Raw genomic sequence first — 18,625 nt, 5'->3', positions numbered from 1 at the left:
TAGATGTTCATCTCATGCATTTTGCGTATTGCTATGGCAGGCACATCCTGCCGGTATGACCGTGGAAGCTCCGCCAGCCGCCACCGCCGCCTTGCCCGATGCTGCAGCGCGACCTCGGGTAGGTGGGATCGCGATGATGCTGGCCAGCGCCCTGTCCAACCAGGTCGGCGCAGCGACCGGATCGCTCGCCTTCCCCGCGCTGGGACCGGCCGGTGTCGTCGCGGTGCGTCAATGGGTGGCGGCCGTACTGCTCGTGGGCATCACCCGCCCCCGCTTCCGCGCCTTCACCCGCCGCGAATGGCTGCCCGTACTGGCGCTGGCCGCTGTCTACGCCGTCATGAACCTGACCCTCTACACGGCAATCGACCGGATCGGCCTCGGCCTGGCGGTCACCCTGGAATTCCTCGGCCCGCTGGCGATCGCGCTGACCGCGTCCCGCCGCAAGGTCGATCTCCTCTGCGCGCTGATCGCCGGTGCCGCAGTAGCTGTACTCATGCGACCGCAGCCGACCACCGACTATCTAGGCATCGCCTGCGGCCTGGTCGCCGCGGCCTGCTGGGCGGCGTACATCCTCCTCAACCGCACCCTCGGCACTCGCCTCCCATCCGCCCAGGGCGCCGCGGCCGCATCCACAGTCTCGGCTCTGGTGTACCTCCCCATCGGCGTGTGGATCTTCCTCCACCACCAGCCGTCACTCCGGTACGTCGCCTACGCGGTGGCGGCCGGCGTCCTCTCCTCAGCGGTCCCGTTTCTCGTGGACCTGCTCGCTCTCCGCCGGATCCCCACGTCCTTCTACGGCCTCTTCATGAGCACCAACCCGCTGCTCGCAGTGCTGGTCGGCTGGATGGTTCTCGACCAGACCCTCGGCCTGATCGAGTGGCTGGCGGTCGCCGCGAGCATCACCGCCAACGCCGTCGCGATTGCGACTCAGGGCGGGGATAAGGGTGGCGTAAGGGAAATCCTTGATGCTCGCAATAGGCCTGGTCGGGTTGAATCTGAGGAGTAGTGACGTCGCTACATGAGCGGGCCGGGGATCGACCTCCGGGGGCGGAAGGTTCGAGCTCCGGTCCGCATTAGCGCAATCGATATCCGACGCCCGGAACGGTCTCGATCAGGCTGGGCGGGCCGAGTTTTCGGCGCAGCGTCATCATCGTGACGCGGACGGCATTCGTGAACGGATCGGCATTCTCGTCCCAGGCCTTCTCGAGCAGCTCCTCGGCGCTGACCACGACCCCCGACGCCCGCATCAGGACGTCCAGTACGGCGAACTCCTTCGGCGACAGCTGGAGGAAGCGGCCCTCGCGGCTGGCCTGGTGCCTGGGCAGGTCGAGCACGACGCCCTGCCATCGGCGTACCGGGGGAAGCGCGCGCACCGACCGGCGGCCGAGTGCCTGGATCCTGGCCACGAGTTCGATCGTCGCGAACGGCCACGACAGCACGTCATCGGCACCGATGGCGAGTCCTTCGACCCGATCCAAGGCCTCGGTCGAACGGGTCAACAGGAGCAGTCGCGGCCCTTCTCCGGACGCGACCACCTTGCGGACCAACTCGTCGGCGGGAACGGACGGCAGCTCGGCGTCGAGGACTACAACGTCGTAGTCGTGCAGCCCGATGCGTTCGAGCGCGCCGCCGCCCTCGTGACAGACGTCGACCGCCATCGACAATCGCCGAAGTTCACGAGCGGTGGCGGCCACGAACGCCTGGTCCACCCCTGCAATCAGTACTCGCACCGATAATGCTCCCCCAGTTCCATAACCCGAGTATCACTGAATTCCGGCGGCCCGGGGTGGCGTCTCAGCGCGCCACCTGGCGGTATACAAAATCACAGTGACGCAGAACACAGGAAATCATTGACGCATTAATCAAAGAATGAGAGAAATTAGCAGACCTCGTGCACAGTGGTTTGTTCTAATTGCCGCAGCGCGGCCAGCACCGTGAGCACCGCGGGCCGCGGCGGCGCACCCCGGCGTACGACGGCAGTGATCGCCCGCGTCACCGGTACTACGAGCCGCCGGGTGGCGACCCGATAGCGCGGATCCACGGCCAGGCTGGGCAGCATCGCGACCGACAGCCCGGCCTCGACGTGCCGGAGCAAGGTCGAGTAGTTGCTGAACCGGCCGACGACCCTCGGCTCGAACCCGGCTTGGCGGCAGAGCCTCGTGGTCAGGTTGGACATGTACGACTGCGGGCGGTCGAAGGCCCAGGGCTCATCGGCGTACGCGGAGAGGTCGGCCGGACCGCGGCCCGCTGTCGGGTGGTCGGGCGGGAGGACGAGCACGATCAGGTCGGTGGTCAGGGGCAGGAGATCGAGGTCCGGGCCGAGTGGCGCCTCGACGAAGTCCGTCGTGGTGACGATCAGGTCGACGTCGCCGCTTCGGAGTGCGGCCAGGCTCTCGTGTGGCTCGAGCTCGAGAACCTGGATCTCCAGATGCGGATAGGTCGTGGCCAGGCGGCTCACCGCGGGCATGGCCAGGGTGTGGATCGCGCTCTGGAACGCGCCGAGGCGGACCAGGCCGGCCGGTTCGGTGCCGAAGCTGCGCAGCTCGGCCTCGACGGCGTCCATGTGATCGAGGATCGCCTGCGCCCGGCGAGCCAGGATCAGGCCGGCCGGGGTGAGGCGGACGCGTCGGCCGGTCCGCTCCAGCAGTTTGGTGTGGGTCTCGGTCTCGAGCAGTGCGAGCTGCTGGGACACGCTCGACGGGGACAGGTCGAGAGCCGTGGCGACGGCGCGGATCGTGCCGTGGGTCTCCAGCCGGTTGAGCAGCCGGAGCCGCCAGGGGTTGAGCGTCATACCGGCCATTGTTGTGCGGTTTTCCCGAACAGCAAGTGCGGGAATGTGTGCTGGACGCGATGGTTTCCGTGCTCTTAGCGTCTTGGGTATGGATCATCTTGTGCGCTACCTGGGGCCTGGCGCGTTCAGCCCGGATCTGATCGACCGTGCGGCCGGCAGCTTCCTGTTCACCGAGGACGGGCGCCGGATCCTCGACTTCACCTCAGGGCAGATGAGCGCGATTCTCGGTCACTCGCACCCGGACATCGTCGCCACCGTCCGGCGGCAGATCGGGACGCTCGACCATCTGTTCAGCGGGATGCTGAGCCGGCCGGTGGTCGAGCTGGCGCGGCGGTTGGCCGAGTCGCTGCCTGACCCGCTGTCGAAGGTACTGCTGCTGACGACAGGTGCGGAGTCGAACGAGGCCGCGATCCGGATGGCCAAGCTGGTCACCGGCAAGCACGAGATCGTGTCGTTCGCGCGGTCGTGGCACGGGATGACGCAGGCGGCGTTGGGTGCGACGTACAGCGCTGGCCGCAAGGGCTACGGACCTGCCGCGCCGGGCAACTTCGCCCTTCCGGTGCCCGTCGGCAAAGCTGACTCGCTCGACTGGCAACGGCAGCTGGATCTCGGGTTCGAGTTGATTGATGCGCAGTCCGTGGGGAGTCTCGCCGCTTGCATCGTGGAGCCGATCCTCAGCTCGGGCGGGGTTCTCGAACCGCCTGTCGGGTACCTCGCCGCGCTGCAGCAGAAGTGTCGCGAGCGGGAGATGCTGCTGATCCTCGACGAGGCGCAGACCGGGCTCTGCCGGACGGGCGACTGGTACGCCTTCGAGCGCGACGGCGTAGTACCGGACATCCTCACCTTGTCGAAGACACTCGGCGCCGGCCTCCCGCTCGCCGCCGTGATCACCACCGCCGAGATCGAGGCCGCCGCCCACGACCGCGACTTCCTCTTCTTCACCACCCACGTCTCCGACCCCTTGGTAGCAGCCGTCGGCAACACCGTCCTCGACGTACTGACCCGAGAGCGCCTCGACGAACAAGCCGCCAAACTCGGTACCTTCCTCCGCCAAGGCCTGGAGGCGCTCGCCGACCGCCACCCCGCCATCACCGACATCCGCGGCCGCGGCCTCCTGCTAGGCGTGGAACTGGGCGGCCCCGAGGCCGACCAACTCGGAGCCGCCACCACCCGCCGCTGCCTCGAACTAGGCCTCCACATGAACATCGTCCAACTCCCAGGCATGGGCGGCGTCTTCCGCATAGCCCCACCCCTGACGGCCACCGAAGAGGAACTCTCCCTAGGCCTCGAAATCCTGGACCGCGCCTTGGCGGGCTAGCTTCGGCGTGCACGTACTGACAGGCATCAGTACCGGATGCTGGCGGCGCGACCGCATGCTCGACCTCTGTTGGTAGCAAGAGGGAGGGCAGTAGTCATCCTCGAATTCGAGGTTCGACCGAGCCGAAGTCCGATGCCCGACGTGGAGCGACGCTCGATTCTGGCCGCACCGGTCTTCGGTCAGGCATTCACCGACCACATGATCACCCTGCGCTGGGACGACGAACGCGGGTGGCATGACGGGCGGCTCGAGGAGTACCAGAACATCTCGCTGCCGCCGACGGCGTCCGTGTTCCATTACGGGCAGGAGGTCTTCGAAGGTATGAAGGCCTATCGTCAGCCGGACGGTTCCGTCGCGCTGTTCAGGCCGGAGCGGAACGCGGCCCGGTTCAACGCGTCCGCGCAGCGGCTCGCGATGCCGGAGCTTCCGGTCGAGACGTTCGTCCAGGCCGTCGAGCTGCTGGTCCGGCAGGAGCGGCACTGGGTGCCTGACGGTGCGGGTACCAGCCTGTACCTTCGCCCGTTCATGATCGCGACCCAGCCGACGCTGGGGTTCACCCTCCCGTCGCGCAGCTACTTGTTCTGCGTCGTCGCGAGCCCGGCGTCCGCTTACTTCAGCACCCGCACGGGGCCGCCGGCCCTGACCGTCTGGCTGTCCGAGGAGTACGCCCGGGCAGCGCCTGGCGGGACCGGAGCGGCAAAGGCGGGCGGCAACTACGCCGCGGCTTTCCTGGCGCAGCGGCAAGCGGTGGAGCAGGGTTGCGACCAGGTTGTCTGGCTGGATGCGGCCGAGCACACCTGGGTCGAGGAGATGGGTGGTATGAACCTCTGCTTCGTCCAGCAGCCGGCCGGAGGCGGTCCGGCCACGCTGATGACCCCGGCACTGACCGGCACGCTGCTGCCGGGTGTGACGCGGGATTCCCTTCTCCAGTTGGCCGCCCGGCTCGGTCTCGGCTGCGAGGAGGGGCGCCTTTCGGTCTCGCAGTGGCGTAAACACTGCGAGGAAGGCCTGATCACCGAGGTCTTCGCCTGTGGTACCGCGGCAGTCATCGCGCCGGTCGGACACGTCCGCGGTGCCGGCGGCGGGTGGACGATCGGCGACGGTAGCCCCGGGCCGGTCACCCTGCGGCTGCGCGACGAACTGCTCGGCATCCAGTACGGCCGGACCACCGACGAACTGCGGTGGATGCGCAAGGTGTGCTGACTGTTGATTTCCTGACCGTTGAGTTCCGAGATGAAGGGTTCGACTCTCTTGAACGCATTCGATGAGCCCGACGCCAGGTTCGTCGTCCTGGTCAACGACGAGGACCAGTACTCGCTGTGGCCGTCGAAGATCGCTTACCCCGCCGGCTGGCGGGAGGCGCGAGCTGGGAGCAGCCGCCAGGACTGCCAGGACTTCATCGAATCGACGTGGTCGGACCTGCGGCCGGCCAGCGCCCGCGGTGCCGCTCCCGAGCATGACCCGGTGCCGTTGATCCATGAGTTGGTAGCCGAACAGGCGCGGCGCACGCCCGATGACCCGGCGGTCAGCCACGCGGGCGTGACCGTCACCTACAAGGAGCTGGACACGCAAGCAGAAGCACTGGCCGAACACCTGCGGCTGGCGGGTGTGGGTGGCGGTGCGGTCGTGGCGGTGGTTCTGGGCCGCTCGCTTCCGCTCATCACCGCACTCCTGGCTGTCCTCAAGTCTGGCGGGGCATACCTCTACCTGGACCCGGCCGAGCCGGCCGAGCAGCGGCGCCGGATCGTGGCGGACTCCGCGGCCCGGTTCGCAGTGGTAGACGGTACGACGCTGGGCGCGGTACCGGAGATCGAACAGCTCGTGCGGATCGACGACGAGACTGCCAACCGGTACGTCCCGGAACCGGCCGACACCACGCCGATCACGCCGGACACCCCCATGTACGTCTGTTACACCTCCGGCTCCACGGGCGAGCCCAAGGGCGTCGTGGTTCCGCACCGAGCGGTCTTCCGGCTGATCGACGATCCCTGGTGGATCGACATCCGCGCGGACGACGTCTTCCTGCAACTGACCCGGGTCGGGTTCGACGTCTCCACCTTCGAGATCTGGACACCGCTGGTACGGGGCCACCGGTTGGCCCTCGCGCCGACCGGTCATGCCGACCTCGGCGAGATCATCGCGACCGTGCGGAACGAAGGCATCACGGTCCTGTGGCTCACCACCGGACTCTTCCACAAGATCGTCGATCACCATCTCGACGGGTTGAGCGGCGTTCGTCACCTGCTGGCAGGCGGTGACGTCCTCTCGCCGGCGCATGTGCGGAGGCTGCTTGCGGCGTACCCGCGGATGATCTTCACCAACGGTTACGGCCCGACCGAGAACACGACGTTCACCACCTGCTGGACGACGCGCACACCGGACAGCGGCCCGCGAGTACCCATCGGACGGGCCGTCGACGGCACCACCGTCATGGTTCTCGACGCCTCGCTGCGGCCGGTGGAGCAAGGCGAGGAGGGCGAGCTCTGGGTCGGTGGATCCGGAGTGGCCACGGGCTATCTGCGGAAACCCTGGGCCACCGCGGAGAAGTTCGTCGCCAGCATCGACGCGGACCGGCCCGGAAGCCGGATGTACCGGACCGGCGATCTGGTCGTGTGCACCAGCAGCGGCGACCTGGACTTCCTGGGCCGTGCCGACCGGCAGGTGAAGATCCGGGGCTATCGGGTCGAGCCCAGTACGGTGGAACTCGAGTTGCTGACCCACCCCAAGGTGCGGCAGGCCGCGGCACTCGCTCACCTGGACGGCGCCGGCGATGCCCGCCTGGTCGCCTACGTGGCAGTGGGCGAACTGAGCGTGGAGGAGCAGGCGACGCTGGGCGCCGAGCTACGCGACTTCCTGCACGACAAGTTGCCGGCCCACCTCGTCCCGTGGGCGATCTTCCCGGTCGCCGACATTCCGTTGAACCCGAACGGCAAGGTGGACCGCTCGGCGGTACCGAGCGTACGAATGCCGCGCAACGTCTGGAACGACTACGTCGAGCCCCGCACCGACCTGGAGCGTCAACTGGTGGAGATCTGGGGCGAGGCGCTCCAGGTCGAGCCGATCGGCGTCACCGACGACTTCTTCGAACTGGGCGGGCATTCGCTGCTCGCGGCCGAGCTGCTCGCCGCACTTCAGCAGCGGTTCGACGTGGCCATGTCGGCCCGCATCCTGTTCCTCAATCCCACGATCGAGATCCTGGCCGAAGAGGTCTCGCGGCGACTGGACGGCGTCGCAGCCGACAGCAGAGAGGGTCGACGATGACGACCGATGCGGAGTTGTCGCCCGCACAGCTGGTCGGCAAGTGCCCGGTGACCCAGACGGCGTCGTTCGGCATTGCTGATCCCATGTTGTTCAGCGACGGTGACTACAGAGCGACCTGGGATCATCTGCGCGGGCTCGACCGGCTCACCTGGCAGCAGGTGGACGCCAGGCGGGGCTTCTGGTCCGTGGTCAGGTACGCCGACGCCGACCTGGTACTTCGGGACCACGAGACGTTCACGTCCGAGCGCGGCACGATGCTGGACACCCTCGGCAGCCAGGACCCCGCGGGCGGGCGCCAGATTCCGGTGACCGACCCGCCGCGTCACACCGCGATGCGAGCGCGGTTGCAGAGGGCGCTCACATCGAAGTCGGTGGAAGCCGAACACGAGGCGATCCGGCGGTTGGTCCGCGAGCTGTTCGAGCCACTGGGCGACGGCGGTTCGTTCGACTTCGCGCAGGCCATGCTGATGCTGCCGGTGGCGGTGGCCGGCGTTGCGATGGATCTGCCCCGGGAAGACTGGCCGCGACTCTGCCACCTGCTCAACGCGTCGGTCGCGGCGAACGATCTCGACTACCTGGGCGGCGAAGGTGCCGTGGCAACCGTGGACAGCGCGCACCGCGAACTGTTCGCATACTTCCAGGACATCTACCGCGAGCGGGTGCGCAAGCCGGCCGACGACCTGATCAGCGTGCTGCTGTCCACCCAGGTGGACGGCCGGCCGATGGCTCCCGGTGAGGTCATGTCGAACTGCTACAGCGTGCTTCTCGGCGCGTCGGTGACGACTCCCCACTCACCCAACTACGTGATGGCCGAACACCTCGGCGACGGGCTCCTCGACGAGTGGGCCGCCGACATCAAGGTGACCCCGTCCGCGGTCGAGGAGGCGCTGCGGCTCGCGTCGCCGGTGAGCTACTTCATGCGTCACGCCACCCGGGATGTTCAGCTGCGCAACACCATGATCAAGGCAGCCGACCCCGTGGTCATCTGGTTCGGGTCGGCCAATCGTGACGAGGAGGTGTTCCAGAACCCCTCCGAGTTCCAGCTCCGCCGCAAGCCGAACCGGCACCTGGCCTTCGGTATGGGCCCGCACTACTGCGTCGGGCACACGCTCGCCCGGGCCACGCTCAAGATCCTCTTCGAGGAGCTGCTGACCACCTACACCGGCTTCGAGCCGGCCGGCCCACCGGAGCGGATGAGATCCACCTTCGTGTCCGGCTACAAGCACCTGCCCATCACGGCGCGCCGCGTCGGTTGACGGCGCCAAGGAGGCAGCTGTTCATGTCCGACGGACGACGCTGGTTCAAACGGTTCCGCCGCCCGGCAGCCGGGGCGACGACGCTGTTGTGCCTGCACCACGCGGGTGGTAACGCGGCGATGTTCCGCGGCTGGCCAGGGATACTGCCTCAGTCGATCGACCCGATCGCCGTGCAACTGCCGGGTCGGGTCGATCGTTGCGACGAGCAGCCCTACTACGAGATGGACGAGCTGGTGGACAACCTCGTCGGGGCGGTCGAGCCGCTGATGGATCGGCCAATCGCCTTGTTCGGGGCCAGTATGGGCGCCCGAGTCGGCTGGTCGCTCGCGCACGAACTCCGCGAGCGAGCGATGCCGATGCCGCGGGCGTTGTACGTCTCGTCCAGTGCGGCACCGAGCCTCGAGCGCCAGATCCGTGGCTGGAACGGGCCGGACGAGGGTCTGGTGCGTTACATGAAGGAGTTGGGCGGTACTCCGGACCAGCTCCTCGAGGATCAGGAGATGCTGGCCGAGATGGTCGCCACGCTTCGCGCCGATCTGACCGTGCTGAGCACCCACACCTATCAGCCGAGCGTGCCGCTCGACATCCCGATCACCGCCTTCGCCGGTGCGGCCGACGAGGAATCGCCGCCGCACCGGATGGAGCCCTGGGGCGCGGAGACGACCGGACCGTTCGTGCTGAACATCGTCGACGGTGGGCACTTCTTCGACTCGTACGCCGTGCGGCAGGTGACCGAGACCCTGGTGGCGGACCTGCAAGGAGATCCAGGATGACGACCTCGAGTGCCCCGCCGGACAAGTGGTTCTCGCGAGCCCCGCTCGCCGAGGCATCGGCGCGACTCTTCCTCCTGCCGTACTCCGGCTGTGGCGCGAGCATGTACCGGCGGTGGCCGGAGAGCTATCGGGGTATCGACTTCTGCCGGCTCCAGCCGCCGGGCCGGGAGAACCGGTTCAGGGAGCCCGTCTTCGCTACCTATCAGGAGATGGCGGTCGCGATCGCGGACGTCGTCGAGCCCTACCTCGACGTGCCCTATGCCTTCTTCGGCCACTGCGGTTCCGCGCTGGCGGCGTACGAGGCGACGGCAGAACTGGAGCGGCGCCGGCGAACGACGGCAGGCCGGGTGTTCATCTCGTCGCAGGTGGCACCGCAGGACGGGCCGGCAGGCCGCTGGCTCACGATGAGCAGGCCGGAGCTGAATGAGGAGCTGAGCAAGCTGATCATCGCGTCGGGTGGTACTCCGATACCCGAGCTGAGCGACGTCTACCTGGATGTCCTCGAGGAGGACATCGCCGCCAACAAGCGTTACGTCATGCCGGACCCGCAGCGGCTGAAGACCCCGATCACGACAATCGGCTGGAGTGACGACATCGAGGTCGACCATCGGAAGATGGGCGGCTGGACGGACTGCGGGTCCACGCAGGCCGTGCTGCTCGAAGGCCCGCATCAGCACTTCATGGGGGGACCGGCGGAACTCTTCGAGGTTTTCGCCGAGGGCCTCATTCCACGCTGACGTCGACGGCAACCGGTTTCGTGGTCCTCCACCGCCACCACGCCGGACGGCAGCAGTTCGTCGATCACGCGTCGTCCCGGAAGATGCTGCGCATCGGACTGCGCTGTTCGCCCCGCCGTTTCCACTCTCGCGGATAGCCCAGCGAGACTTCCTCGAAGCGGACGCCCTCGTAGGTCTTGGTACCCGGGATGTGCAGATGGCCGTAGACCGCGACGGTGGCGCGGAACCGGGTGTGCCAGCCGGCGGTCAGCTCGGTGCCGCACCATTGGGCGAACTCGGGGAACCACAGTTGTTCGGTCGGCCGCCGGTCCAGCGGCCAGTGCGACACCAGCACCGTGGGGATCGCCGGGTCGGTCGCGGCCAGCCTCCGCTCGGTCTCTGCCACGCGGGCCCGGCACCACGACTCCCGGTCCGGGTACGGGTCGGGATGCAGCATCCTCTCGTCGGTGCAGACCACGCCGGCGTCGTACGCCTTGGCCAGTGATTCCTCCTTCGTCCGGGTTCCGGGCGCGCGGAACGTGTAGTCGTACAGCAGGAAGACCGGGGCGATGAGGACCGGACCGTCTGGCCCTTCCCATCGGGCGTATTCGTCCTCCGGTGTTCGTACTCCGATCTCGCGGCACATCCGTACGAAGGCGCGGTACCGGGCGTCGCCGCGCAGCTGTACGGGGTCCGACGAAACGGTCCACAACTCGTGGTTGCCGGGGGTCCAGATCACCTCGCGGAACCGTCCGCGCAGCAGGCGCAGCGTCCTCTCGACGTCGGCGAACACGTCCCCGACGTCGCCGGCGATGATCAGCCAGTCATCGTCGCTCGCCGGCTCGAGCGCTTCCGCGATGCTGCGATTCTCGGGGTACGACACGTGGAGATCGCTGACCGCGAAGAGAGAGGCACCCATCTAGACCGGGGACTTCCCGATGCGTTGACCGGCCTGAGCCACGAGGAACCCGCTACCTGTCGCCGGATCTACGCCGGAGTACACCAGAACCTGGTGAGACCCTCCACGCTTGCGACCGTGACCGCGCTGAGAGACCGAGACGCTACGTCGAGCCATCCGCTGAGCGTAGCTCGGATCGGCCCGTCCCATCGACAGACTGAGACCGAGCGGGGTGCCAGGTTGTCCACAGCTCCGCTTGGCCTATCGCGTAGGGAGTCTCTGCACGTGCGAGGGTAGAGTAACGGGCCATCGTAGTTACATCCGTGTAATACGACTGCGTTAGGAAGAGTTGCATGGCGACAGCTGGGGATGTACCTCACACGGGGTCACGCCGTGGGGGCGCGTCAGTCTCACGTGAAATACCGGCTGAAAGTACGGCAGGGACCAGGCTTGCCTGCGTATCCGTCTTTTCTGGTGCGATGGGGCTCGATCTAGGATTAGAAGCGGCAGGTTTTGATATCCGGATGGCCGCAGACAATATGGATGCTGCTGCTAGGACCGCAGGCGTCAATCGGCCTGATCTGCCATTCTTCGCTGATGATGCCAGGGCGCTCGATGCAAAAAAGATCTACGAGCTGTCAGGCCTGGGGGCAGGTGAAGTCGACCTGCTCGCTGGTGGTCCGCCTTGTCAGAGCTTCAGTACGGCTGGCCGGCGTCGTGGAATGGATGATATCGATCGAGGTCCACTGCTCTTCGAGTTCGTGCGGCTTATCGACGAAGTCCGGCCCAGAGCGTTTCTTCTAGAAAACGTCAAGGGTCTCCTGTCGGCATCGACGCGCTGGCGAGAACTCCCGCACAATAATAACGGAAAGATTATCGATGACCTCCATGGGTCGCTCTTCCGCGAGCTTTCGGCGCGACTGAAAGACCTTGGTTACAGCATCGATTTCCGAGAGCTCAACTCCGCCGATTATGGTGTGCCGCAAGCGCGCCGCCGGGTCTTCGTGATGGGATATCGCGATGGGCACAGAGTTTCATTCCCTGATGCGACTCATGCCGCTGGCGGTGGACTCTTACATCAACCGTGGCGCACGCTTGGGGACGCGCTGTCCGGGCTCGAAGACGATCGTTCATACTGCGTGCAGTTCAGCGAGCGTAAGCTGCAGTACTTGAAGATGGTGCCCGCGGGTGGAAACTGGCGGGATCTGCCCGAGGCGATCCAAAAAGAGTCGATGGGGAAGGCCTTCTATGCCAAGGGGGGGAGATCGGGATATTGGCGACGCCTCTCCCTGGATGCCCCGTCGCCAACGATCCTCACCGAACCGCAAAATGCGAGTACCTCGTTGTGTCATCCGATAGAGGATCGACCGCTCAGTGTCAGAGAGTGCGCCAGGATTCAGACATTCCCCGACGACTGGGAGTTCGCGGGAAGCGGGCGAGATCAGTACAAGTTGGTCGGTAATGCTGTCCCTGTCGCCTTGGCTGAAGCGGTCGCGAAGCACCTACATGCTTCTCTCCTGGCGCAGGCACAGGCGGCGGCGCAGCAGATCGCGAGCTAGTCACTTATTCACGCGGCGAAATAGTTTGCGGAAATCTAAATTTCCTTGGTCGTCGCCGATCTCGCCTTGCGCGGCTATGGCCAGCTTGGAAATCAGATCCGGCACAAGTGTATTTAGGACCTCGGACCTGAACTCCGAGCAAAGCAGTGCGCAGACTTCACCAACTCGAACATCGAAGTCATCTGTTCCGGAGCCGACCTGAGACCAAAATTCCCGGCTGGCGAGAGAAATATACTCCTGGCCCGGTGCTTGCGAAGTGCGTGCGCGTCCATAGCATGGAGCAAAGTAGCCGGTAAACACTATGTCTGATTTGGCGTACTCCTCTGTTACTCTTCGTATGGTATTGGACAGATTTTTCCGTGAACTCATTGGCATGCAATCCCAGCTCATCTTGACCTGGTAGCCGTTTACTTCGGTTGGGGAAATAATGACTTCAAAGTCGAAGTCGTCGGGGTGCAGTGGCTCGGTGGCTCGCGGGAAGCATGCTTTTGCGACGGCTTCGAGGAGGTGGCCGACGGCTTCCTCTTCGGATGCAAACAACGCGCCCGTCACCTGAATTGTCGCCCAGTCTTCGACGGTCTTGGCCCCCCGGATACGTAGCAAGAATGGATTGGTTCGCTTCAGTCGTTCCGAAACCTTAAGCCTTGAGAATCGCTCCCGCATACGATCTATGTAGAGGCGACCAGCCTCAGCAACAAGAAGCTCGGCTTGCAGAGAAGAGACGTTCAGGAGCTTGCCTACTTGCTGGGCGAGTTCCGGTGGTGAGAGTGCGGCGGGTGCTGCCCCCGCCTCGAGAACGTGCTGGACTTCGTCCGCGAGGCTGGAATGATCGTTCTGCCCGATCGTGTTTGACATGATCGCATCGTGGCGAAATGACAGTTGAGTGTCAACGCACGGCCATGATTGCTAGCGGGAAGATGCGGTATCCGAAGGTGTGGCCTTGGCGGCATTTGCCCTGGTCAGAGAGCCGGCGAGGGGACTCGAATCCCGGTTGGGTCGAGTCAACCTCACGCTGTGCGCGCACAGCACCCGATTCGACAGCTTCGGTGCCAGCCGAATTGACCGCTGGCGCCCCCACAGCTGACGCTCAGCGAGCAATCCCGGGCTGGTCGATCGTGAACCACCTGCGACCGTCGTGGTCCAGGTAGATCAGGGCCACGGTGCCGATCGCGGCGGCACCGTGGCGGCCTGTCAGTCGCGGAGGAACTCCAGGACCTGCTGAACGAACAGGTCGTGGTACTGGAAGATCCCGCCGTGGCCCGCGTCCGGGGTAGATGCTCAACGTGGCGTTGGGCAGTAGCCGCGCGAGGTTGAACGAGCTGATGGTCGGCACCAGAACGTCGATCCGCCGGACCAGGTCGGGCCGCTGCTGGACGACCGCCTGGGCCACCATGCCACCCAGGGAAAAGCCCAGCAGGTCGGCGACGTCCAGCCCGAGAGCCTCCAGAAAAGCCACCGTGTCGGCGGCCATCGCCTCGATGCTGTCGGGGGTGGTGCCGCCGGAGCCGCCGACGCCCCGGAGATCCACCACGATGACACGTCGCTCAGTCGCGAATCCGTCGACCACGGCGGGATCCCAGTCGTCCAGCACCGCAGTGATGTGGTTCAGCAGCACCAGCGGCACGCCGCCGGCCGGACCCAACTCGCGGTACGCGAACGGCGTTCCGCCGACGTCAACCGTCTCGCCCGGTGCTTGCACGAAACTCGCTGTCATGTCTTGCCTTTCTTGCGCGACAACTCCGCGCTCTTCGAGGGGAAGCCGCCTGCTGGCGCTCTTCGACAGCCTGGCCGGGATCACCGGGGAGCCGCTTCCGTCGAAAGACCACCGCCGGTCCGCGCGAAACTCCGCACCAGGCAGTCATTCCTCCGTACCACCGCTGGGTGCGCAGCTCAGCGCAGTCATGGTCTCGCTGACAGTCGTTCGACTGATGCGGCCGGATTCCGTCGTGCCGACACTGATGGGACAGCCGGGAGTGAGACGCCGCTTCCGTGATCTGCCGAAGAGTAACGAGGAGCACATGTCACAGATCGTCCTTGTTACCGGGGCTTCCAGCGACCTCGGAGTTGCCACAGTCAACGCGTTGGCAGAGTCAGGCCACATCGTGTACGCAGGGATCAGCCCGGCCGGCGCCAACCCGGCCGGCCGACTCGCCGAGCCGAGCGGCCACGGCCCGCGCCCCATTTCGTTGGACGTGGCCGACCAGCGCTCGGTCTCGACCGCGGTCGGCGACATCTTGGCGCAGTGCGGACGAATCGACGCGGTGGTCCACGCCGTCGGCCCGGTGCCTCGCGGACCGCTCGAATCCTTCACCCCTTACCAGTTGGCGCAGATCTACGACGCGCATGTGCTGTCCACTCAGCGCGTCAACCGTTCCGTGCTGCCGCAGATGCGCGAGCGGCGCCAAGGTCTGCTGGTGTGGGTGGTGCCGGCGAACCACGATGTAGAGGGCGCGCCCTACCTCGCGCTGCACTCCGAAGCGATCACGATGATCGACCACCTCGCGGCGAGCTACGCCCAGGAGCTGACCGAGTTCGGGGTCGAGACCACGATCGTCGTCCCCGGTTTCCTGGTCCCCGAGAACGGCCCGCGCGTTCGTACCATCCATCCGGACGATGCTGAGACGGTTCAAGCCTATGAAGGCCTGTACCCCGGCCTGATCCACCGGGTCGATTCGAAGCTGGCCGAGCACGAGCTCACCGGCGCGGAGGTCGCCCTCGCTGCCCAGGCCATCGCGGCCGCTGTCAGCAGCCCCAAGGGCACCCGTCCACTGAGGTTCGCTCCCGGCCGATCCAGCACCGCATCCGGGCAGCGCGCCAGGTGGTAGTGCGGTCCGGGCGTGTCATCTCTCCAGCGCCGCGAGCGCGTCGCGAAGTGCAGCTCTGGAGGTGATCCCGAGCTTCGGAAAGATCTGGTACAGGTGCGCGCCGATGGTCCGGTGCGAGAGGTACAACCGCTCGGCGATCTGTTTGTTGCTCAAGCCGGAAGCCGCGAGATCCGCGATTTCCCGCTCCTGGGGCGTGAGCACTTCTCCGCTCGCGGTGGTTCTCGGTGCACCCCATCCGGTGGCCCGGAGCTCCTTGGCGGCACGGTCCGCCCAGGGCCGGGCGCCGAGCAGCGTGAAGGCGTCGTACGCCAGACGCAGCGGCTCTCGGGAGTCGGCGTTGGCCCGCGCCCGTCGCAGCCGTTCCCCGTACGCCAGTTGCACACGGGCCAGATCGAACGGCCACCTTTCGATGCCGGGTCTCTTCAGCGCCTCCTCGAACAGGCTCATGTTGCCGATCCAGCCGGCTGACTCGCGATACTTGCCTGCGCGGTCGTGCAGGTACGCCACTACCCGTGGAATCTCGTCCAAGATGGCCAGTAGTTGCTGGGCGACTCGTTGCAGCTCCGAAGGCACCGTTGCCGCCTCGGCCGGCTAGATCTGGTCGGCGTAGCTGCGACAACCGGCCTCGGCGATCTGGAGTGCCTGGACAGCCTGCTCAACCGACTTTCCTGCAGCCTCGAGGACTGCGGAGATGTCGCGGTCCGCGCCGGTGGCCGATCCACGGATCAGGGCCTGTACCTGTTCGCCGGACTGTTGAAATCGTTGCTTGAATCCGGCCAGGCTGGTAGCTCCTTGGCGGCATTGGTCTGCCAGACCATGGAGCTGCATCTTCATCTGCTCGACCTGCGACATAGCTGCCTCACTTCTCGAGAGTGGTCGGTCAACAGGTCCACCCGCCATCCTCGCCAGGCGACGAGGGACGGCGGTGGATCAGGCCGGCGGGCTCTCCTGTCGAGAGGGGACTCCCGGTCATCCAGACCGCGCGGCCACTCCCAACGGGGTCCGACGTCGGGAGGTTGGAGCGGCTGGCGCAGAGCAGCCTCGTCCCCTGATCCGCGCCAGCCGGTCTTTGAAGTCCCTGTCTGAGCCATCAGGGGATACAGGGTCGGGGAGCTCAGACAGGGACGTCGCCATGACGGAACCGGTGGGTGGTGCAGCGATCACAACTGCACCGAGGAGATGAGGACGACGCCCCACCGGTTCCGCCAGATCATGGGTTGGAGTTCGCGATGACAACCCGAGCGCCGGTCGCTCGCTCGAAGGTGTCCTTGACGTCGTACGTGATTGCCAGGGCGGCGAAGTGCAGCCGACTAGGGATGACCACCGTCGTCACCTCGTAGCGGTTGACTGCCGCTATCAGGGCTTCGAACGCGGCCGGTGTCGTCTCGGTTTCCTCGGTGTAGATCGTCCCCATCGCGAAGCCTTCGGCCTGGGCGAACTGCCCCAATTGGTCCTTGATGTCGGCCAACTCGCCGTCGGTCATGAGGAGATGCTTGAGGATGTAGCCGAGGAGGAGTGGTCGCGTGTAGTCGATCTCGCTCAACGGTCCTCGTCCCGACGTTGCCCCTTCACGAGAGATCAGCATCTGGCACCACCGCAATTGCGGGCTCGATGGTCACCCGTAGGCTTGCAAAGCGCCGTGTCATTGCGGCCTGGTACCGAATCGCGGCCTCGGGATTATCGGTGTGCTCCGCGATGATGTGGTTGCCGAACCACACACAAACCCGTTGGCATGTGGGAGTGCCCGTAGTCGTGGCCATTCGCGAGTCTTCGTGATCAGGCAGAACGTGATCTGGAGGTGCCACATGGATCACTCCTTCGGGCGAGGCCTTCGTATTTGGTCGAAGACCTGTGGCGAGTTGGCTTGGCAGAGTCGCAGGACCAGCCTGCGATGCCGGCCGCCTTCGCCCAATGACCGCCTGTGGAACTTCCGTGGCACTTGTGCTGCGCCTGGACCAAACTGCTGCTTTGATGTCAGTCAGAGAGGAGTTCGGTGCAGAGCGTAATCACGTGGACGGGGCATGAAGCCAAGGCGTTGCGACTAGCCCTGCGTTTCAGCGTGCGCGCGTTCGCTGAGCACCTCGGAGTTGCGATCCGCACGGTGTCGAAGTGGGAAGCCGCGGGCGCGTCGCGCCAGCCCCGACCCGATATGCAGGCGGCATTGGACACGGTGCTGGCCAACGCCGACTCTCAGGCGCGCGCTCGGTTCGACGAGTTGCAGACGAGCTCGCGTCCTGGAAGATCGAGGCCGCAGCCGCTGACACGGTGGGAGAACGAATCCTGGATTGATGACCTAGATCGCGCTCGTCTCTACGCTGATAGGCAGAACTTCGCCCTCGCCTCACGCCTGGTCGAGCGGTGGCTCGGGCGTGCGGCTCAGATAGATCTTGATGAGAGCAGCCTCTATCTCGAAGGTCGTTCCCTGGTCCTCCTGGGGAATTGCAGCGCGATCAAGGGGAACTTATCGGCCCCGGCTCCGCGAGATCTGCCTACGCGAAAGCCCTTGAGACGTTTGCTGCTCTCAAGGCTGTATCGAGGATCGGGCAGGTAGAACTACTTCTCACCGTTGTCTCCGAGATGTCAGGTGAGATCGAGCAATCCGCGCGGGCGTATCAGGTGCTCGCGGACGATCAGCGCCTCAACCCGCTCGATCGAGCTCGTGCTCGGCTTTGGATCGGAACCGCTGTGACCAAGTCTTCCAGACTGAGCGAGGAGAAGGTCGGCGTTGCTATCGGTGCGATCGGCTGCGCAATCGAGGAGTTCGAGAGTCTTGATGAACCCGATGAGTGGAGTGTCGCGCACCAGAAGCTGGCGTTGGCTCACTTGGCAGCCGGCAACCCGGACGCCGCGCACCGCTATATGGATATAGCCGTCGCGAACGGTCGCGACGACTCTCCCCTTCAACGCGTTAAGCTCGACACCGCCCGCGCGCACATCCTGCTCGCTGACAAGGCCACGCGGGAGAGTGCCTTTGTCCTACTGGAGCGGTCACGCGCCCATGCGATCAAGCAAAAGCTCACCCATCAAGTAGCGAGCATCGATCGCATCAGCCGCCTTGCGGACGACGGCAGAATTCAGCAGAGAGCAGGTCGATGATGTTGGAGACGGATATTAGCCAGCTCAGCAAGAACCCTGACCCTGCCCCGTTTTGACGGACATCCCAGATCAGGAGCAGTTGCTCCGGAAGGATGTTCATCATGGAGTCCATGGGCAAGAAGAAGCCAAGGC

19 protein-coding genes are annotated in these 18,625 nt (G+C 65.6%); 10 read left to right on the top strand and 9 right to left on the bottom strand.

Features of this window, described 5'->3' with window-relative positions; genetic code table 11:
• Window positions 1-55: 55 nt before the first annotated feature.
• On the top strand, window positions 56-1,006 hold the full coding sequence (locus tag AB0M15_RS06585; RefSeq protein WP_363814661.1) for an EamA family transporter: 951 nt from the start codon (window positions 56-58) through the stop codon (window positions 1,004-1,006).
• 67 nt (window positions 1,007-1,073) lie between these two features.
• Here AB0M15_RS06585 and AB0M15_RS06580 read toward each other — a convergent pair whose 3' ends face one another.
• Both AB0M15_RS06580 and AB0M15_RS06575 read right to left on the bottom strand, forming a co-directional pair.
• Complete coding sequence (locus tag AB0M15_RS06580) at window positions 1,074-1,730, bottom strand: response regulator transcription factor (protein WP_363814659.1); 657 nt, start codon at window positions 1,728-1,730, stop codon at window positions 1,074-1,076.
• Between the two features lie 149 nt (window positions 1,731-1,879).
• The gene (locus AB0M15_RS06575) at window positions 1,880-2,791 is read right to left on the bottom strand and encodes a LysR family transcriptional regulator (protein WP_363814657.1); all 912 of its coding nucleotides are present in this window, start codon (window positions 2,789-2,791) and stop codon (window positions 1,880-1,882) included.
• Between the two features lie 88 nt (window positions 2,792-2,879).
• Between AB0M15_RS06575 and AB0M15_RS06570 the strand changes: the two genes are divergently transcribed.
• The 6 genes from AB0M15_RS06570 (at window position 2,880) to AB0M15_RS06545 (ending at window position 10,136) form a co-directional block, all read left to right on the top strand.
• A complete protein-coding gene (locus tag AB0M15_RS06570) occupies window positions 2,880-4,109 on the top strand; it encodes an aspartate aminotransferase family protein (RefSeq protein WP_363814655.1) in 1,230 nt (409 codons plus the stop codon).
• Window positions 4,110-4,178: 69 nt separating this feature from the next.
• Window positions 4,179-5,312, top strand: coding sequence for a branched-chain amino acid aminotransferase (locus tag AB0M15_RS06565; protein ID WP_363814653.1), 1,134 nt, complete (start codon window positions 4,179-4,181; stop codon window positions 5,310-5,312).
• Window positions 5,313-5,360: 48 nt separating this feature from the next.
• On the top strand, window positions 5,361-7,370 hold the full coding sequence (locus tag AB0M15_RS06560; protein WP_363814651.1) for an amino acid adenylation domain-containing protein: 2,010 nt from the start codon (window positions 5,361-5,363) through the stop codon (window positions 7,368-7,370).
• On the top strand, window positions 7,367-8,626 hold the full coding sequence (locus AB0M15_RS06555; RefSeq protein WP_363814649.1) for a cytochrome P450: 1,260 nt from the start codon (window positions 7,367-7,369) through the stop codon (window positions 8,624-8,626). The genes AB0M15_RS06560 and AB0M15_RS06555 overlap by 4 nt, the downstream gene beginning before the upstream one ends.
• 23 nt (window positions 8,627-8,649) lie before the next feature.
• On the top strand, window positions 8,650-9,399 hold the full coding sequence (locus AB0M15_RS06550; protein WP_363814647.1) for an alpha/beta fold hydrolase: 750 nt from the start codon (window positions 8,650-8,652) through the stop codon (window positions 9,397-9,399).
• Window positions 9,396-10,136, top strand: a complete 741-nt coding sequence (locus AB0M15_RS06545) for a thioesterase domain-containing protein (protein ID WP_363814645.1) — start codon at window positions 9,396-9,398, stop codon at window positions 10,134-10,136. Before AB0M15_RS06550 ends, AB0M15_RS06545 begins: the two co-directional genes overlap by 4 nt.
• A 64-nt stretch (window positions 10,137-10,200) precedes the next feature.
• On the opposite strand, the gene AB0M15_RS06540 is transcribed toward AB0M15_RS06545, so the two are convergent.
• The gene (locus tag AB0M15_RS06540) at window positions 10,201-11,034 is read right to left on the bottom strand and encodes a metallophosphoesterase (RefSeq protein ID WP_363814643.1); all 834 of its coding nucleotides are present in this window, start codon (window positions 11,032-11,034) and stop codon (window positions 10,201-10,203) included.
• A 332-nt stretch (window positions 11,035-11,366) separates the two neighbouring features.
• Here AB0M15_RS06540 and AB0M15_RS06535 point away from each other — a divergent pair, with 332 nt between their 5' ends.
• A complete protein-coding gene (locus AB0M15_RS06535; protein ID WP_363814641.1) occupies window positions 11,367-12,572 on the top strand; it encodes a DNA cytosine methyltransferase in 1,206 nt (401 codons plus the stop codon).
• Here the strand turns inward: AB0M15_RS06535 and AB0M15_RS06530 are convergent, their stop codons facing one another.
• Together AB0M15_RS06530 and AB0M15_RS06525 are read right to left on the bottom strand one after the other, a co-directional pair.
• Window positions 12,573-13,427, bottom strand: a complete 855-nt coding sequence (locus AB0M15_RS06530; protein WP_363814639.1) for a PmeII family type II restriction endonuclease — start codon at window positions 13,425-13,427, stop codon at window positions 12,573-12,575.
• A gap of 232 nt (window positions 13,428-13,659) precedes the next feature.
• Window positions 13,660-14,286, bottom strand: coding sequence for an alpha/beta fold hydrolase (locus AB0M15_RS06525; protein ID WP_363814637.1), 627 nt, complete (start codon window positions 14,284-14,286; stop codon window positions 13,660-13,662).
• 304 nt (window positions 14,287-14,590) lie between these two features.
• Between AB0M15_RS06525 and AB0M15_RS06520 the strand changes: the two genes are divergently transcribed.
• Entirely contained in the window at window positions 14,591-15,397 is an 807-nt protein-coding gene (locus AB0M15_RS06520; RefSeq protein ID WP_363814635.1) for an SDR family NAD(P)-dependent oxidoreductase, read from the top strand.
• A 15-nt stretch (window positions 15,398-15,412) separates the two neighbouring features.
• Here the strand turns inward: AB0M15_RS06520 and AB0M15_RS06515 are convergent, their stop codons facing one another.
• From AB0M15_RS06515 to AB0M15_RS06505, 3 genes are all read right to left on the bottom strand, one after another.
• Window positions 15,413-15,970, bottom strand: a complete 558-nt coding sequence (locus AB0M15_RS06515; RefSeq protein ID WP_363814633.1) for a LuxR C-terminal-related transcriptional regulator — start codon at window positions 15,968-15,970, stop codon at window positions 15,413-15,415.
• Between the two features lie 18 nt (window positions 15,971-15,988).
• The gene (locus AB0M15_RS06510) at window positions 15,989-16,231 is read right to left on the bottom strand and encodes a hypothetical protein (protein WP_363814631.1); all 243 of its coding nucleotides are present in this window, start codon (window positions 16,229-16,231) and stop codon (window positions 15,989-15,991) included.
• A 376-nt stretch (window positions 16,232-16,607) separates the two neighbouring features.
• Window positions 16,608-16,940: a hypothetical protein gene (locus tag AB0M15_RS06505; RefSeq protein WP_363814629.1), complete on the bottom strand. Its 333-nt coding sequence runs from the start codon at window positions 16,938-16,940 to the stop codon at window positions 16,608-16,610.
• A gap of 1,034 nt (window positions 16,941-17,974) precedes the next feature.
• Between AB0M15_RS06505 and AB0M15_RS06500 the strand changes: the two genes are divergently transcribed.
• The gene (locus AB0M15_RS06500) at window positions 17,975-18,493 is read left to right on the top strand and encodes a hypothetical protein (protein WP_363814627.1); all 519 of its coding nucleotides are present in this window, start codon (window positions 17,975-17,977) and stop codon (window positions 18,491-18,493) included.
• Here the strand turns inward: AB0M15_RS06500 and AB0M15_RS06495 are convergent.
• A partial coding sequence (locus AB0M15_RS06495; protein WP_363814625.1) for a hypothetical protein occupies window positions 18,444-18,625 on the bottom strand: 182 nt, incomplete at its 5' end. The two genes, AB0M15_RS06500 and AB0M15_RS06495, sit on opposite strands and share 50 nt — an antisense overlap.

It is taken from the genome of Kribbella sp. NPDC051718, assembly GCF_040681515.1.
Lineage (GTDB): Bacteria > Actinomycetota > Actinomycetes > Propionibacteriales > Kribbellaceae > Kribbella.
Note: the sequence above shows the minus strand (reverse complement) of the source record. Positions and strands in the feature narration are given on the sequence as shown.